Source organism: Bradyrhizobium sp. USDA 3256 (genome assembly GCF_054058275.1).
In genome coordinates, this window is the sequence record NZ_JBSSAE010000002.1 from 5,628,722 (window position 1) to 5,642,713 (window position 13,992).

At 66.3% G+C, this 13,992-nt stretch carries 12 protein-coding genes; 3 read left to right on the plus strand and 9 right to left on the minus strand.

The window, feature by feature from the left end:
* Nucleotides 1-200: 200 nt before the first annotated feature.
* Nucleotides 201-1,070, minus strand: coding sequence for a DUF2066 domain-containing protein (locus ACVWY5_RS28525; RefSeq protein WP_028335703.1), 870 nt, complete (start codon nucleotides 1,068-1,070; stop codon nucleotides 201-203).
* Between the two features lie 202 nt (nucleotides 1,071-1,272).
* Between ACVWY5_RS28525 and ACVWY5_RS28530 the strand changes: the two genes are divergently transcribed.
* Nucleotides 1,273-2,286, plus strand: a complete 1,014-nt coding sequence (locus ACVWY5_RS28530; RefSeq protein ID WP_028335704.1) for a zinc-dependent alcohol dehydrogenase family protein — start codon at nucleotides 1,273-1,275, stop codon at nucleotides 2,284-2,286.
* Between the two features lie 18 nt (nucleotides 2,287-2,304).
* On the opposite strand, the gene ACVWY5_RS28535 is transcribed toward ACVWY5_RS28530, so the two are convergent.
* Nucleotides 2,305-3,078: an enoyl-CoA hydratase-related protein gene (locus ACVWY5_RS28535; protein WP_028335705.1), complete on the minus strand. Its 774-nt coding sequence runs from the start codon at nucleotides 3,076-3,078 to the stop codon at nucleotides 2,305-2,307.
* A 105-nt stretch (nucleotides 3,079-3,183) separates the two neighbouring features.
* Here ACVWY5_RS28535 and ACVWY5_RS28540 point away from each other — a divergent pair, with 105 nt between their 5' ends.
* Nucleotides 3,184-4,773, plus strand: coding sequence for a gamma-glutamyltransferase (locus tag ACVWY5_RS28540; protein ID WP_028335706.1), 1,590 nt, complete (start codon nucleotides 3,184-3,186; stop codon nucleotides 4,771-4,773).
* A 422-nt stretch (nucleotides 4,774-5,195) separates the two neighbouring features.
* On the plus strand, nucleotides 5,196-5,567 hold the full coding sequence (locus tag ACVWY5_RS28545; RefSeq protein WP_038377698.1) for a PaaI family thioesterase: 372 nt from the start codon (nucleotides 5,196-5,198) through the stop codon (nucleotides 5,565-5,567).
* Nucleotides 5,568-5,642: 75 nt separating this feature from the next.
* On the opposite strand, the gene ACVWY5_RS28550 is transcribed toward ACVWY5_RS28545, so the two are convergent.
* From ACVWY5_RS28550 to ACVWY5_RS28580, 7 genes are all read right to left on the minus strand, one after another.
* Nucleotides 5,643-6,338, minus strand: coding sequence for a class I SAM-dependent methyltransferase (locus tag ACVWY5_RS28550; RefSeq protein ID WP_028335708.1), 696 nt, complete (start codon nucleotides 6,336-6,338; stop codon nucleotides 5,643-5,645).
* A 7-nt stretch (nucleotides 6,339-6,345) separates the two neighbouring features.
* Nucleotides 6,346-6,840, minus strand: coding sequence for a hypothetical protein (locus tag ACVWY5_RS28555; RefSeq protein ID WP_028335709.1), 495 nt, complete (start codon nucleotides 6,838-6,840; stop codon nucleotides 6,346-6,348).
* A gap of 48 nt (nucleotides 6,841-6,888) precedes the next feature.
* On the minus strand, nucleotides 6,889-10,119 hold the full coding sequence (locus tag ACVWY5_RS28560) for an AAA family ATPase (protein ID WP_028335710.1): 3,231 nt from the start codon (nucleotides 10,117-10,119) through the stop codon (nucleotides 6,889-6,891).
* An 80-nt stretch (nucleotides 10,120-10,199) separates the two neighbouring features.
* Complete coding sequence (locus ACVWY5_RS28565; protein WP_028335711.1) at nucleotides 10,200-11,492, minus strand: NAD(P)/FAD-dependent oxidoreductase; 1,293 nt, start codon at nucleotides 11,490-11,492, stop codon at nucleotides 10,200-10,202.
* A gap of 14 nt (nucleotides 11,493-11,506) precedes the next feature.
* Entirely contained in the window at nucleotides 11,507-12,238 is a 732-nt protein-coding gene (locus ACVWY5_RS28570; protein WP_028335712.1) for an amino acid ABC transporter ATP-binding protein, read from the minus strand.
* On the minus strand, nucleotides 12,235-12,888 hold the full coding sequence (locus tag ACVWY5_RS28575; RefSeq protein WP_028335713.1) for an amino acid ABC transporter permease: 654 nt from the start codon (nucleotides 12,886-12,888) through the stop codon (nucleotides 12,235-12,237). The genes ACVWY5_RS28570 and ACVWY5_RS28575 overlap by 4 nt, the downstream gene beginning before the upstream one ends.
* A 181-nt stretch (nucleotides 12,889-13,069) precedes the next feature.
* The gene (locus tag ACVWY5_RS28580) at nucleotides 13,070-13,837 is read right to left on the minus strand and encodes an ABC transporter substrate-binding protein (RefSeq protein ID WP_028335714.1); all 768 of its coding nucleotides are present in this window, start codon (nucleotides 13,835-13,837) and stop codon (nucleotides 13,070-13,072) included.
* Between the last annotated feature and the right edge of the window lie 155 nt (nucleotides 13,838-13,992).

The window sequence follows — 13,992 nt, forward strand, 5'->3', positions numbered from 1 at the left end:
TCACCTCTCCCTTGGGAGAGGTCGGCGCGCAGCGCCGGGTGAGGGGCTACGGTCCCTCGTGAGAGCTGCGGCCCCTCACCCGATTTGCTCCGCAAATCGACCTCTCCCCGCTGGGGAGAGGTGAGCCGAACCCGAGGCCAAACCGATTCAACCTCACTTCATCCCGCCATAGCGCAAAACCAGCCGCTACGCGCGCAAGCTCATTTCGGTCGCCCCGGATCGCCATTGCCCGACAGCACCTGCGCGGCGCCGCCGATGCCGCGGCGGAAGGCTTCATCGAAGGTGACGCCGCGAAACTGCCATTTGTAATCCTTGCCGTGCCAGGCCATCCGCCATTGCGTGGCCCAGCCGAGATTCTTGTCGTCCCAGACCAGCCGACCGAGCAGGGTGGCCTCGCCGCCATGCGGCGCGACGATCGCACTCAGCTTCGCCGACGGCGTCTTCAACAGTTCGGCGGCGGTGAGGTTGGCGCTCGTCAACGCGGTTGTATCAGGCAGCACGAAGCGCATGCCGCGCTTGCCGGCGGCAGCCGCAAGCGCGTCGCGCTGCAGGTCGGACTGCGTCCCGTCGGATGTGACGATGTAGTCCTTTGGACCGTGCTGCATCTCGGCGAAGACGCCGAGCACCGGCCGCTGCGATCGCCACGGCTTGAGACCGAGCCTGGCGAGAATGCCGTCGATCTTCTTCTCGTCGAAATCCACCGTCAGGTCGTACGGCCGGTCGCGGGTGCCCTGCTCGTCATGATGCGGCTTGCCGGCATATTGATCGTGATAGTCGAAACTGCTGACGAACGCCTTGGCCTTCGATTTGTAGGCGGCAAGCCGGCGGTCGCCTGCCAGCATTGGCTGACCGGAAATCTTGATCAGGACGTCCTCCAGACATGCCCCGAAGCCAATGATGCGGTTCGGCTCGCCCTGGCCGGTGACGACGGTCTGGGCGCGGTAGAGACTGTCGTCTGCCGCGGCCATCGCACCACCGCAAGCGATCCATGCAGCGGCAAGCAGCACGCGGACCGCGCCGCGTGCGAGCGTTGCGATCAGATCGCCGTTGGTCTCAAGCAAGGCAGCCATCGTCACCTCCGCTCGGTCCCTTCATTGACGGCACAGATTGGCGGTATTTTCGGGCACCGCCAACGCGTTCGGACATGGGCGCCATTCCATCGGCTTCACTGCGCGCTCTGGCCACGCGCGGCGGGCCTGACATATGCTCGGCACATGCGCGGCGGCGCCGCGAGCGCTGCCCAACACAAGAGCACCGAGCAGGAGACGTTCCGTGAAATGCTATGAGTTGCAAGGCCCCGGCGGCGTCGACGCGCTGGCGCTGGTCGACAAGCCGGTTCCGCAAGCCGGCCCGGGCGAGGTCCTGGTGCGGCTGAAGGCGGCGACGCTGAACTATCGCGACCTGCTCACGGTCAAGGGCGGTTACGGCTCGCGCCAGAAATTTCCGCTGGTGCCGGTCTCCGACGGCGCCGGCACGGTCGAGGCGGTCGGCGTCGGCGTCAGGAGCTTCGCACCCGGCGATCGCGTGATCGGCAGCTTCTTCGAAAGCTGGCTCGCCGGCGAGCCGAGCGAGGCGCGGATGCGCGCGGCGCTCGGCGGCAGCGTCGACGGTGTACTGACCGAGTACCGGGTCTTCCCCGCGCATGCGCTGGTGCGCACGCCGGATCATCTGAACGACATCGAGGCCGCGGCACTGCCATGCGCCGGCCTCACGGCGTGGAGTGCGGTGGTCAAGCTCGGCGACCTCAAGCCGGGGCAGACGGTGCTGACCCAGGGCACCGGCGGCGTCTCGCTGTTCGCGTTGCAATTCGCCAAGATGTGCGGCGCCCGCGTCATCGCGACATCCTCCAGCGACGCCAAGATCGCGCGGCTGAAACAACTTGGCGCCGATGTCACGCTCAACTACAAGTCCACGCCCGATTGGGGCAAGAAGGCGCGCGAGCTGACCGGGCGCGGCGTCGATCTCGTCGTCGAGGTCGGCGGCGTCGGCACGCTGAACGAATCGATCCGCGCCACCAGGATCGGCGGTACCATCGCCTTCATCGGCGTGCTCGCAGGTCCCGCCGCGTCCGACACGCGGCTGCCGCTGATGGTGATGCAGCAGCAGCGGCTGCAAGGCGTCACCGTCGGCTCGATCGAGGACCTGCAGGCGCTGTGCGACGGCATCAGCCTGCACGGCGTCAAGCCCGTGATCGACAAGGTGTTCGCCTTCGACCAGGTCAAGGCCGCGTTCGCCCACATGGCGAGCGGCGCGCATTTCGGCAAGATCGCGATTGCGATCGGCTAGCGTGCCTGCGATCAAGGATTACCTTCCCGTGAACTGGGCCTTGCGTTTCTCGACGAAGGCCTGGCGGCCTTCCCTCGCGTCGGCGCTTTCGCGGATCACCTGCTGCAGCTCGATCTCGCGGCGGAACTGATCGGCGTAGCTGGCGTGCTCGCTCTCCTCGAGCAGCTGCCGCGTCGCGACCAGCGCGCGCGTCGGTCCGTCCGCGAGACGGCCGGCGAGCGCCTTCGCCTCGTCGAGCAGTTTGGCATCGTCGACCACGTCGCGCACCAACCCCCACTCCTTGGCCCGTTCGGCCGGCAGCGGCTCGTTCAGCAGCATCAGGTCGAGCGCGCGCTGGCGGCCGATCAGGCGCGGCAACAGCCAGGTCGAGCCGAGATCCGGCACCAGGCCGATCCGGCTGAACACCTGGATGAAGCTCGCCGAGCGCGCCGCCAGGATGATGTCGCCGGACATCGCGAGGCTGAAGCCGCCGCCGGCCGCGACTCCGTTGACCGCGACCACGACCGGCACGCGGCATTCGCGCAACGCCTGCATCGCCGGCCAATAATGCCTCATCACGCCGGTGTAGATGTTGTCGCCGAGCGACTGGAACGCCTTGAGGTTCTGCCCGGAGCAGAAGGCGCGTCCCTCCCCGGTCAGGACCAGCGCGCGGATGTCCGGGTCGAGGCTCATCTCGCCGACGGCGCGCGCGAGATCGCCGAGCAGTTCCGGCGTCATGGCGTTCAGGCTCGCGGGATCGTTGAGCGTCAGGATGCCGACCTTGCCGTCCCGTTCACGCTTCACACCAGTCATTTTTCCGCTCCCTGAAATTGGTTCTTGTTGTTGCACTGACAGTGCCATGCTTGGCATGCTACGCCAACGTGCCCCACCCGCAACAAGAACAGCGAAAGCAACGCCATGTCCGACCAGTTCTCCAACTCGCAAGTGATCCGCAAGCCGGCCGTCAGCGCCAAGGGCGGCATCGTCGCCGCGCAGTCGCGCAAGGCGGCCGAGGTCGGCGCGGAGGTATTGGCGGCGGGTGGCGATTGCGTCGACGCCGTGATCGCAACCACCTTCGCGCTTGGCGTCGTGGAGCCGTGGATGAGCGGCGCCGGCGGCGGCGGCGCGATGGTGCTGTATCGCGCCAAGGAGAACCGCGTCGAGGTGATCGACTACGGCATGCGCGCGCCCGACGGCCTGCGCATCGAGGATTATCCGCTGACCGGCGGCGCGGCCTCCGACCTGTTCCCTTGGGCGCGGGTCAAGGACGACCGCAACCTGCACGGCCCCGGCTCGATCGCGGTGCCCGGCGTCGTTGCCGGCATGGAGGAAGCGCATCGCCGTCACGCCAAAATGCCGTGGAAGGACCTGCTGGCGCCGAGCGTCAAGCTCGCCGGCGACGGCCTTCTGGTCGATTGGTGGACCACCGCGATGATCGCAAGCTCCGCGGCCGATCTGCGGCGCTATCCCGCCAGCGCCGCGGCGTATCTGCAGGACGGCCTGCCGCCGAACGCGCAATGGGGCATCAGGTCGGTGGTCCGCATGCCGCAGGACAGGCTGAAAGCCACGATGGCGCAGCTCGCCGCGGCCGGTCCGCGCGATTTCTACGAGGGCGATCTGGCGCGCAGCATAGCCGACGACATCCAGGCCGCCGGCGGCGCGCTGTCGGTGCGCGACCTCGCCGCCTTCCGCGCCCATCTGCGCGAGCCGCTGAAAATTCCCTATCGCGGCGGCACGGTCTATGCGACGCCGGAGTTGACTGCGGGTCCGACCATGGCGCGCACGCTCGGCCTTTTGCAAAAGGCGCTGGCGCCCGCGCAGGGCGGTCCGGATGCGGCGGCCTACGCTGCCTATGCGGAGGCGCTGCAAGCCGCCTATCGCGAACGGCTGAAGGACATGGGCGACGTCGACGGCCGGCGCGCGCTCGGCGCCGAAGCGATCGCGCCAAGCTGCACCACGCATTTCTCCGCGGTCGACCGCGACGGCAACATGGCCGCGGTGACGCAGACCCTGCTGTCGACCTTCGGCTCCAAATTCGTGACGCCGAACACCGGGCTGACCATGAACAACGGCATCATGTGGTTCGATCCGGCGCAAGGCGCACCGAACTCGCTCGCGCCCGGCAAGCGCTGCCTGACCAACTACACGCCTGTCGTGGCGCAGGCCGCCGACGGCCGCACGCTCGCCGCGGGCGCATCGGGCGGCCGCCGCATCCTGCCGGCGGTGTCGCAACTGCTCTCGTTCGTGATGGATTTCGGCATGGATCTCGACGCCGCGATCCACCAGCCGCGGATCGACGCCAGCGAGGGCGCCGTGGTGATCGGCGACAAGCGCCTGCCCGCCAGCGTGCGCGAGGCGCTGCGCGGCCGCTTCGACTTCGAGGAGGCCCGCATCCAGACCCTGCCGATGAAGTTCGCCTGCCCGAGCGTCGTGCTGCGCGACGGCACCACCAACAGCGGCGTCACCGAGCCGTTCCAGCCCTGGGGCGACGCAGTCGCGGAGGGGTGAGTTATACGCACGACTCCTTCTCCACCGTCGTCCCGGCGCAGGCCGGGACCCATACGCCGCAGCGGGAATTGTGGATCGCGCTGGTCGTTCCAGCATCGCGAAACAACGAGCATCGGTGGTTATGGGTCCCGGCCTTCGCCGGGACGACAGTGAAGGTGTTGCGCGACCTGTGAGTCATACGCCCGCATTCCCGCGCCATGATCTGCCCGAGCTTTGCTCTTCCTTCCGCCCTCTTGCTTGCAGAGGGCGCAGGAAAAGCCGGGTGCCGATCGCACCCATGGGCCCCGTGCAAAAGGTCGGGCAACTCAGGGATTTGGCGCTTTTCGCGACCCGCGCCCGCGGACATTGCATGACCCGAACGGGCTGATACATTTGGACCGACAACAATTGCGGTGACCGGCTTGAGTGAAGCAAGCGCAGACGTGCCGCCCGGCGCGCAACTTCTTGGACGCGAGTGGCTGGGCTTCGACGGTGAAATCGCCACAGTCCGCTTCGAGGCGCAACCCTTGTTCACCAATCGCCACGGAACGATCCAGGGCGGTTTCCTTGCCGCGATGCTGGATTCAGCCACGGGCCTCGGCGCGCTCGCAGCGCTGCCCGCAACGCGAACCGTCGTGACCAGGACCCTCACCACGCGGTTTCTCAAACCGGCGCGCATCGGCCCGATCACGGCCAAGGCGAAGGTCATCTCGCAGACCGACCGCGACATGATCGTCGAAGCCGATCTGATCGACGCCAACGACGTGACGGTCGCCAGCGCCACGGCCGAGTTGCGGATTCTGGACAAGCGATAGCCGTGCGGCAGGCTTCGATCGCGTCACGCCTCTCGACCTGCTCTCATCTGCCTGGGCTGACGCAGGTCCGATCGATCAGCAATCCCTACATCGCGCCAGCAGGGTGACTTCGTTCATTCCGTAGCCGTCGACGGTCTCGACGGTGCAGCCAAGCTCGCGTTCGCAATAATCGATCCACGGCTCGGGGCTGGTGCAATAGAGCTGCACCGGCGATGCATCGTCGGCCGCCGTGCCTTCCGTTCCGCCGGTGACGAAGTTGACGCTGAAGCCGCGCAGGCTGGCGCGGCGCAGGTCGGCCAGCATCCCGGCGACAAATGCCTCCCAGGATCGGCGGCAGCCGCCGACATCGACATTCATGATGCCGCTCGCGACCGAATAGGTCGCGCGACGCAGGCCGCCTTTGCCGACCTTGAAGCGGCGCCCCGGCGCCGAGAAACGGCGGCGCGCGCGGCTGATCATGGCGAGCGACAGGTCGATCCCGAGATAGTCGATCTCCGCTTGCGGATGGCGCCTTGCGAGATAGGCGCACAGCGCGCCGTATCCGCAGCCGATGTCGTTCAGGCTGAACGGTGCGGAGAAGTCGCAGAGCTTCAGCAACTGGACGAAGCGCAGGTCCTGGGTGGCCTGGCAGGACCAGTCCACTCCGCGCGGGGTGGCGCCGTATTTGGCGACCCGCGCGCTGTAGTAGGATTCGACATCGGCATAGAGATCGGAGAACCGCGCCCGGTCGTCGTCGGCGCCGAAACCTGCGGTCTCCGCTGCGATGCTCACGTCTTGCTCATTTCTTGGCTTTGGCCCGCCGCTGCTTCGCCATCGCCGCAAGCTCCTTGCGGGCGACCTGGCTTGGCTTGGTCGGGATCGACAGAACCCGATACGACTGGGTCGAGTAGATCAGCGGCGTGTGGCCATCGGCTGCAAACGTCACCTTCGGATTTTCCTTCATGGCGTGAACGCTAACGAGCACCGGCAGATACGGACTCTGCGTGAGCGCCTGCCGGAACGCCTGGACCACCCGTTTGTATCCGCTCACATTGGGCTGATCGGACGGATAGTCCTTCAGCGTGCCGAGGAAGGTATACCAGCGCTTCCGCTCGACCCGGTCGGCGGGCTCGATCCCGATCAGCCTGAACGACTGCTCGAGCGGATGATTGGGAGAGAAGATGTCGAACTCCTTTTGCAGCTCGACCATCTCCATGATCCCGCCGGGACCAAACCGCTTGTTCAGCAGATCCAGGACATCGCGCGTCGTATCGTCTTGAATCATCCGTCCCATTGAAATCCCCTCAATACCTTGTTTCCAGAAATGAAAAAATCGTCGCGTCTAGCGGCGTCGCTCAAGATGCAATCGAAGCTGATCGAGTTGTGGTGTGAAATAGACTGCCCCCGAGACATCGAGCAGATTCTGAGCGCCGCCGACAATCTCGTCAAGCTCCTCATGTGACGTGCTGCCCAAGGCGCAAACGATCAGGCCGCGCAGCACGGTCGCGTGCAGCTCGGCGATGCGATCGGTCCTTCGCCGCGCGACCGTCAGCGCCTCGTCGACCGCTTGCAGGGCCGCATGGTGGTCGGCGGCGCGATAGAGCGCTTCGGCCAGATCGGCCAGCATGCGCGCCTCGAATTCGAGGCCGGCTCGCGCAGAGCGCGCAAAGTCGATCGCTTCCTGAAGCTGGGCGGCGGCAACCTTGAAGTCCCCCGCGGCGCCGCTGGAGAGGCCGGCGCTGGCGAGCGCCGCGACCCGCAGATAGGGCGTGCCGGACTGCTCGGCCAGTTCGGCGATCCTCGCCGCATGCGGCTTGGCGAGCTCCGGTCGGCCGCGGCTCCAGCCCATCTCCACCATTGCAAAATGCGGAATGAACTGCACGACGGCGGCGAAGCGCTCCGGCTCGGCCCGCAGCACCTCGGCGATCCGCCGTTCGGCTTCGTCGAACCGGCCGAGCCGCACCAGAATTCTGGTGCCGAGACACCTGATCCAGTGCTCGACGTCGAAACCGAGAATCTGGTTCGGGTTGAGACCCAGTGTGACGTTGTTGTGAAAGCCGCCCTGCTCGGCAATCGCGGCAACCGCCACCTGCCCGGCGTCGAGCGCCTCGGCAAGACGGCCCGACAGGAAGAACGCCTGGCTCAGCATGGCGTTGACCGTCGCAAACCGTCCGACGTCCCCGGTGCCGGAGGTGAGCTTCAAGGCGTCCTGCACGAGATTGACATAGTCGTCGGCCGCCGCGGTCGCGGCCAGGATCCTGCCGTAGGCGCCGAGCAGGATCGGCTCGTGCACCGGGTCCGCCGCGCGTGCGTATTTGATCGCCTCTTCGGCGTAGGGCTTGACCTCTTCGGCGGACATCCCCTCACGCCAGCCGAAGTTGAGGATCTGGCCGCTCGACATCGCCCGCAGCCGGTCGACATATTCGGACGGGGGCTGGTCCTGCAGCAGGGCGCGAACCTTTTTCCAGCTTTTCATTGCCTCGGCGGAGTTGGTCTTGCCGATCCAGCGCGCCGCCCGCTGCAAATGGGTGACCGCCTCCAGCGGCTGGCCCGCGGCCTCGTAGTGATAGGCGAGCAGCCCGGCAAACTCGTCGAGCTTGCCCCAGTCGAAGCCCTCGATCGCCTTGGCGACGGTCGCATGCAGCGTGGTCAGCCGCGACCGCAACTGAGTTGCATAGGCGACCTCCTGGATCAATGGATGGCGAAACGCCAGCAATCCCTTGTCGTAGGGCGGCAGGTCGTACAACAGCTCGGCCTGACGCAGCTGCGCGATGGCGTTCTGCAAATCGTCGTTCGGCAGCGCCGCGACCGGGCGCAGCACCGACATCGCGACCAGCCGGCCGATCACCGCCGCCGTCTCGAGCACCTGCTTGGCGATATCCTCGAGGTGATCGATGCGGGCGGCCACGACGGCCTGCACCGTTGCGGGCAGCGGCACCGCATCGACGCCATGCTTGAGCCGGTAGTTGCCGCGTTCGCCCTCGACATTGCCGCGCTCCACGACGGTGTTGGCGAGCTCCTCGATGAAGAACGGATTGCCCTGCGCGCGTTCGATGACATTGCTGCTCAGCGAGGCCAGCGAGGGATGCCTGCCGAAATGCTCGCGGAGCAGCTCGTTCGAATCGGACCACGGCAGCGGCGGAATTGCGATCTGACGGTAGTGAGACCGCTGCATGAAAGGTGCCGTGAAGCCCGGCCTGAAATTGACCACCAGCAACGTCGCGGTGCCGACGATGGCATCGACCAGCGTCTCGACGAACTCTTCGCTCGCGGCGTCGATCCAGTGCAGGTCCTCGATCATGACGACCGCCGGCGCGTCGCCGGGGCGCGCGCGCACCAGCGTTCGAACCAGCTCGAGCAGTTGCAGCCGCAGCGCACGCGGATCGAGCTTCGGGGCCGGATACGCCGGATCGGCGAGCCCGAGGAATTCGAGCAGCACCAGCAGTTCCTGCTCCGATGAGGCCATCTCGGCGAAACGGTCGATGACGCGACGCCGGGATGTCTCGATCGGCTCCTTGGCGCGGATGCCGAAGATGTCGCGCAACAGCTCGAGCACGGGCTGGAACGGTGTTGCGCGGCCATGCGCCAGCACGCGGGCCTCGTAGACGCGAATGCCCTTGCGGCGGCAATTTTCGGCGAACTCGAAGCAAAGCCGGCTCTTGCCGATGCCGGCATCGCCGACCATGCCGACGACCCGGCCGTCGCCGCCAACTGCACGCGACAGCTCATGCTCCAACGCCGCCATCTGCTCGGTCCGGTTGACCATCGAGGTCAGGCGGCGGCCGCTGCGGAAAACGTCGCTCGCGGGCGCGCTGAGCAGCCCGGTCAGCCGAAAGACCTCCACCGGCATGGAGATGCCGCGAATGGTCTGCATGCCGAGCGGCGTCACCTCGACGAATTGCCTGGCGCCGACATAGGTGTCGCGCGTGATGAGGATCGCGCCCTCATCGGCCATCTGCTCCATCCGGTTGGCGATATGGACGTTGGCGCCGGCGGCGTCGTAGGTCTGGTAGATGGTGTTTTCCACCGTCTGCACCACGACTTCGCCGGTGTGCAGCCCGACCCGGATCTGCATGCCGGGATCGGCGAGCCTGGCCACCGAATCCTGCATGGCGAGCGCGGCGAGACAGCCGCGGACCGCATGATCTTCATGCGGGCGCGGCGGCGCGCCGAACAGCGCCATGACGCCGTCGCCCTGGATCTTGTTGACGATGCCGTCGTAGCGGTGGACGGCTTCCTTCATCAGGTCGAGCACCGGCTCGAGGCGCCGCATGCCGAGTTCGGGATCGCCGAGGCTGTCGATCAGATTGGTCGAGTTGCGGATATCGGCAAACAGCAGAGTGAGGTTCTTGCGTTCGCCGCCCTTGGTGCTGAGCGAACGCAGCAGGCGCTGCGAGGGCGCGTCGGGACGGACGCTGCCCGCGGCGAGCACGGTCCCGCAGCGGCCGCAGAAGCGGCTGGAGGGCCCGTTCACATGCTGACAGGAGTCACATTTGAGGCCTAATGGCGCACCGCAATCTTCACAATAATCGTTGCCAGCCCGGTTTGCGTGACCGCATCGCTCGCATTGCATGAACAGCCTTCCAGTAAAGACTGCGAATATATCCGACGCACGAGATTAGCCCAGCACATTCTGTAATTGTGTTAAATGCCTCACACACCGAGGCGGTCCCGCACCCGGCCGGTCAGCACGGCCGCGGTGACGCCGACCCGCCAGAAGGCGTGCATCGGGATCGGCTTGATGCCGGTCACGGGCATGTCGATCTCGGCCTTGGGGCCGCCGATCAGCCGGCGCGCCAGCTCTGCGCCCATCGCGGTCGAAAGCGCGACGCCGCGGCCGTTGCAGCCGAGCGAGATCAGCAAATTCTCCGCGGGCTCATGGACATGCGGGTAGTGATCGGCGGTGATGGCGAGACGGCTGTTCCAGCCGTGGGTCCAGCTGACGCCCTTGAGCTGCGGCCACAGCCGCTCGGCGTAGCTGATCAGATAGGCGACGTCGGTCGGCTTGCTGATCCAGCGCATCGGGCCGCGGCCGCCCATCAAGAGCCGATTGTGCTGGTCGATGCGGTAATAGACCGTGATGTGGCCGCTTTCGTAGAGCACCGGCCGGGTCGGCATGATCGCGCGCGCGATCGTCTCGGACAGCGGCGCGGTCGCCGCGATCGATGAGAACACCGGCACGATGCTGCGGCGGAGCGCCGGCCAGAGATCATCGGTAAAGCCGTTGGTCGCGAGCAGCACCTTGTCGGCGAGCACGACCGCGCGCGGCGTCTCGATCCGCCAGCGGCCGCCGTCGCGGCGGAGCGACAGCGCCGGGGTCTCGCCATGGACGGCAACGCCGGCCCCGATCGCAGCGCGCGCAAGACCCCGCGCATAGCTCAGCGGATGCAGGTCGCCGCCGCGCGCATCCAGCATGGCGCAGAGGTAACGGTCGCTGCCGGTCATCTGCCGCATCTCGGCGGCGTCGAGCAGCTTCACCGGCATGCCGCGCCGGATGCACTGCTTTGCGGTGGTCTCGATCGCCGCTGCGCTGGCTTCGTTGTACGCCGCGCGCAGCGTGCCGTTCTGCCTGGCCTCGCAGGGGATCTGGTAGCGGCGGATCAAATCATGCGTGAAGTTGGTGGTGCCGTAGGAGAACTCGATCATGCGGCGGCCGAGATCGGCGCCGAAATCCCGCTCGATCTGGTCGGGGTCGTTCTTCAGTCCGGGATTGGTCTGCCCGCCATTGTTGCCGGACGCGCCCCAGCCCGGCTCCTGCGCTTCGAGCACGGTCGCAAGCACGCCCTGCTCGGCGAGGTGCAGCGCCGTCGACAGGCCGGTGAAGCCGCCGCCGATGATCGCGACCGGTACGCTCCTGTCCGACGTCAGCAGAGGCGTCGGCGTCGCCTGCACCGCGGTGTCGGCGTAGAGGCTCGGTGGCAGCGGCAGGCGAATAGGCGCGTTCATTGCAGGCGACCCGATCACAGCGGATGCAGCACGCGGCGCAGGAAATCCTGGGTGCGCGGGTGCTGGGGTTGGTTGAGGACGGATTTGGCGGCGCCCTGCTCGACGATGACGCCGCCGTCGATGAACAGCACGCGATCGGCCACGTCGCGGGCAAAGCCCATTTCATGGGTGACGACGACCATGGTCATGCCGTCGTCGGCGAGCTTGCGCATCACCGACAGCACCTCGCCGACCAGTTCCGGATCGAGCGCGGAGGTCGGCTCGTCGAACAGGATCGCCTTCGGCTGCATCGCCAGCGCCCGCGCGATCGCGACGCGCTGCTGCTGGCCGCCGGAGAGTTTTGGCGGATGCACCTCGGCCTTGTCGGCGAGCCCGACCTGCGCGAGCAGCGTGCGACCACGGGCGATCGCCTGCTCGCGCGGCTCCTTCTTCACATAGAGCGGCCCCTCGATAACGTTCTCGAGCGCGGTGCGGTGCGGAAACAGGTTGAAGCGCTGGAACACCATCGAGACCTGGGTGCGGATCGCCACGATCGAGCGGTCATTGCTGTCGACGCGCGCACCCTCGACGCTGATCTCGCCGCGATCGTAGCTCTCGAGCCCGTTGATGCAGCGCAGGATGGTCGACTTGCCGGAGCCGGACGGACCGACGATGCAGACCACCTCGCTCCTGGCGACGGAGGCGGTGATGCCCTTCAGCACCTCGACCTTGCCAAAACTCTTGTGGACGTCGCGGAGCTCGATCATTTGCGGTTCGCCTTGTTCTCGAAGTGCCGAACCAGCAGGATGAGCGGGATGCTCATGGTGAGGTACATCAGCGCCACCAGCGTGAACACGCTGGTGTTCTTGAAGGTCGAAGAGGCGATCAGCTTGCCCTGCAGCGCGAGCTCGGCGACCGTGATGGTGGACGCCTGCGAGGAATCCTTCAGCATCATGATCATGATGTTGCCGTAGGGCGGCAGGATGATCCTGACCGCCTGCGGCAGCACCACGCGGCGCATGGTGAGCCACCAGCCCATCCCGATGGTTTGCGCCGCCTCGATCTGCCCCTTGTCGATCGCCTCGATGCCGGCGCGGAAATTTTCCGCCTGATAGGCCGAATAAGCAATGCCGAGCCCGATGATCGCGGCCTGCAGCGCCGACAGCGCGATGCCGAAATCGGGCATCACGAAGTAGATGTAGAACAGCAGCACGATGATCGGGATGCCGCGGATCACATTGATCAACGAGGCGCTGAGGCCGACCAGGAAGCCGACGCCGGACACCCGCATCAAGGCCCACACCAGCCCGAGCACCGTCGACAGCAACAGTGAGCCGACGGTGACGACGATGGTCAGCCAGACACCCTGCAGCAGGATCGGCACGAACTCGACGGCGTCATGGAAGAATTTTTGCATCGGCCAATCGTGTCTATTCCGTCACCCGCGAGCCTTGCGGCGCGCTTGCGCCGCTGGGCGAGCCTCGAAGGATGAATCGGCCCGGCTAGTGGCCGTCGACCCTTCGAGACGCGCTGTGCGCTCCTCAGGGTCACGGGTCACTCTCGCGCAGCCCGGGCGGAGTGAAAGCAACACAGGCGCATCAGGACGCGTTGGCCTTCTGGCCCCACTTTTCTAGGATCTTTGCGATCGCCCCGTTCGCCTTCAGCTTCGCCAGCGAGGTGTTGATCTTCGCGAGCAGCTCCGTGTCGCTCTTGCGGACGCCGATCGCGACGGTGCCGACGGTGACCGGCTTGTAGCCGTCGACCAGACGGACGTCGGCGAAATTGCCCTGCTGCAGATTGTAGGCGAGGATCGGATGGTCGGCGAAGCCGGCCTTGAGGCGGCCCGCATTCACGTCGCGCAGGATGTCGGGAATGGTATCGTAGACCTTGACCTCGCTGAACAGCCCGGTCTTCTTCAGCGCGTCGACAAAGGCAGTACCGACCTGGGCGCCGACCACGGCGCCCTTCAGATCCTCCTGCGAGGCATAGGCCTTGGTGTCGGCCTTCGGCACCACGAGGCCCTCGCCATAGGTGTAAACCGGCTCGGAGAAGTCGATCACCTCCTTGCGTGCGGCGGTGGCGAACATCGCGGCGGCGATGATATCGATCTTGTTGGATGTCAGCGAGGGGATCAGCGCCGAGAACTGCATCGGCTCGATCTGCACGGTAAAGCCGGCGTCCTTGCCGATCTCGGTGGCGAGATCGACCATGATGCCCTGGATCGAGTTGGTCTTGGTGTCGAGGAAGGTGAAGGGAATGCCGGTCGGGGTTGAGCCGACCTTGAGCACCTGCTGCGCCACTGACGGCGAGGTCAAGGCAAGGGCAAGCGCCGCCACCGCGGCCTGGACGAGACGCTGAAACGACATCGCAACACCTCCCGAAGCTGGCCTTGGCGCCGCATCGCCCGCGCGTTTCGCGCTTTTGGTTGCGGTCGACGCCGTTCCGGCCTATTTTCACCAATATGAAATTGTGGTCACGAAACCGCGGCCAATGCAAGCGGTTTTCATGCACATGAAGGAAG